Origin of the sequence: Streptomyces sp. NPDC058008 (genome assembly GCF_042886395.1) — a bacterium.
In the GTDB taxonomy this organism is placed as follows: Bacteria; Actinomycetota; Actinomycetes; order Streptomycetales; family Streptomycetaceae; genus Streptomyces.
On sequence record NZ_JBHVQX010000030.1, the window covers coordinates 92,660 to 95,011 of the forward strand.

Consider the following 2,352-nt stretch of genomic DNA (forward strand, 5'->3'; position numbering starts at 1 on the left):
GGGGCCACCGCCCGGGGGCGTTCTTGGAGTCCGGGGGGGGGGCCCCCCCCCGGGGCCGCCCGCGCCCCCCGGGCACCCGCCCCGGGGCCCCCCCCCGGGGTACGGGGGCGGCGGCCATCCGCCGTGCCGGTGAGCTCGTGACCCCTAGAGGTCGAAGTACAGCTCGAACTCGTGCGGGTGCGGGCGCAGCTGGATCGGGGCGATCTCGTTGGTGCGCTTGTAGTCGATCCACGTCTCGATCAGGTCCGGCGTGAAGACACCGCCGGCCAGGAGGTACTCGTGGTCGGCCTCCAGCGCGTCGAGGACCGCCGGGAGCGAGGTCGGGACCTGCTGGACGCCCGCGTGCTCCTCGGGGGCCAGCTCGTAGAGGTCCTTGTCGATCGGCTCCGGGGGCTCGATCTTGTTCTTGACGCCGTCCAGGCCGGCCATCAGCAGGGCCGAGAACGCCAGGTACGGGTTGGACGACGGGTCCGGGGCGCGGAACTCGACGCGCTTGGCCTTCGGGTTGGAGCCCGTGATCGGGATGCGCATCGCGGCGGAGCGGTTGCGCTGCGAGTACACCATGTTGACCGGGGCCTCGAAGCCGGGGACCAGGCGGTGGTAGGAGTTCACCGTCGGGTTGGTGAACGCCAGCAGCGACGGGGCGTGCTTCAGGATGCCGCCGATGTAGTAGCGCGCCATGTCCGAGAGGCCGGCGTAGCCCTGCTCGTCGTAGAACAGCGGGGAGCCGCCGGACCACAGGGACTGGTGGACGTGCATGCCCGAGCCGTTGTCACCGAAGATCGGCTTCGGCATGAAGGTCGCGGTCTTGCCGTTGCGCCAGGCGACGTTCTTCACGATGTACTTGAAGAGCATCAGGTCGTCGGCCGCGGCGAGCAGCGTGTTGAACTTGTAGTTGATCTCGGCCTGGCCGGCGGTGCCGACCTCGTGGTGCTGGCGCTCGACCTGGAGGCCGTTCTTGTCCAGCTCCATGGAGATCTCGGCACGCAGGTCGGCGAAGTGGTCGACCGGCGGGGTCGGGAAGTAGCCGCCCTTGTAGCGGACCTTGTAACCACGGTTGTTCTCGACCGCGCCGGTGTTCCAGGCGCCGGCCTCGGAGTCGATGTGGTAGAAGCTCTCGTTCGCCGACGTCTGGAAGCGGACGTTGTCGAAGACGTAGAACTCCGCCTCGGGGCCGAAGAAGGCCGTGTCGGCGATGCCGGTGGAGGCGAGGTAGGCCTCGGCCTTCTTCGCCACGTTGCGCGGGTCACGGCTGTACTGCTCGCCCGTGATCGGGTCGTGGATGAAGAAGTTGATGTTCACGGTCTTGTCGCGGCGGAAGGGGTCCACCCGTGCCGTCGACAGGTCCGCGCGCAGCGCCATGTCCGACTCGTGGATCGCCTGGAAGCCGCGGATCGACGAGCCGTCGAAAGCCAGTTCCTCGGCCGGGTCGAAGGACGCAGCGGGGATCGTGAAGTGCTGCATCACACCCGGCAGGTCGCAGAACCGGACGTCGACGAACTTGACGTCGTTGTCGGCGATGTACTTCTGGACTTCGTCGGCGTTCTGGAACATCCAACTCCTCCTACTCCCGACCCGGGAAAGGGCGGGGTTGCAGCTCGTCCGTGCGGCCAGTGCGGTGGCACACGCTGGACCCGACCATAGGCAGACGGGATTTCTCCAGCATGACCCATTTGTTTCGCACAAGTTAACCAGCCCGGTTGCGGGCGGCACCTCAGCGACGTGTTCCGTGCCCCGCCCGGCCAGGTGCAAACGTGGGCGCAGTACCGTGGACGGGTGGACAACAGGCAAGCAATCGGATCGTGGCTCTCGGGGCCCCGCGCGGCGGCCGAGGAGATGGGCGCCGACTTCGGTTACCGGGGCGAGCGCCTCGGTCTGCCCCAGGAGGGCCCGGGGTCCGTCGCCCCGCTGGGCCGCCGTTTCGGGGCCCTCTTCATCGACTGGGCCGTGTGCATGCTGATCGCATACGGGCTGCTCGCCGGCGGTGACCAGCAGGCGGCGGGGAACTGGGCGCTCGGCGTCTTCCTCGTGATGAGCCTGCTGACGGTCGGCACGGTGGGCTCCACCCCCGGCAAGCGGATGCTCGGCCTGCGCGTCATCGCCGAGGACGGCGGACGGCTCGGGCCCGTGCGGGTCGTCGTCCGGAGCGTGTTGCTCCTCCTGGTGATCCCCGCCATCGTCTGGGACCGGGACAGCCGCGGCCTCCACGACCGGCTGGCCCGTGCCGTCCAGGTCCGCATCTGAGACCGGCGCCGGCGCACATGTGACGAGAGCGGCCCCCCGACCGCCGGTTGGTACGGGGGGCGCGATCGACCACAGTTTTAGGGGAGGCCGTACTTTCGCCCCGCGGCG

Annotated in this window: 2 protein-coding genes; one reads left to right on the forward strand and one right to left on the reverse strand. The window is 69.2% G+C overall.

What is annotated here, in order from left to right:
• Positions 1–144: 144 nt before the first annotated feature.
• Positions 145–1,554, reverse strand: coding sequence for a type I glutamate--ammonia ligase (gene glnA / locus ACFVS9_RS26745; protein WP_383118756.1), 1,410 nt, complete (start codon positions 1,552–1,554; stop codon positions 145–147).
• Between the two features lie 222 nt (positions 1,555–1,776).
• On the opposite strand from glnA, the gene ACFVS9_RS26750 reads away from it, so the two are divergent.
• Positions 1,777–2,244 carry an RDD family protein gene (locus ACFVS9_RS26750; RefSeq protein ID WP_383118757.1) on the forward strand — a complete coding sequence of 156 codons (468 nt, stop codon included), beginning with the start codon at positions 1,777–1,779 and terminating at the stop codon, positions 2,242–2,244.
• The last annotated feature ends 108 nt before the right edge of the window (positions 2,245–2,352 follow it).

What these genes read in the sequence shown, in the direction of transcription:
- glnA (WP_383118756.1), bottom strand. Translation starts at nt 1,554, where the DNA reads ATGTTCCAGAACGCCGACGAAGTCCAGAAGTACATCGCCGACAACGAC.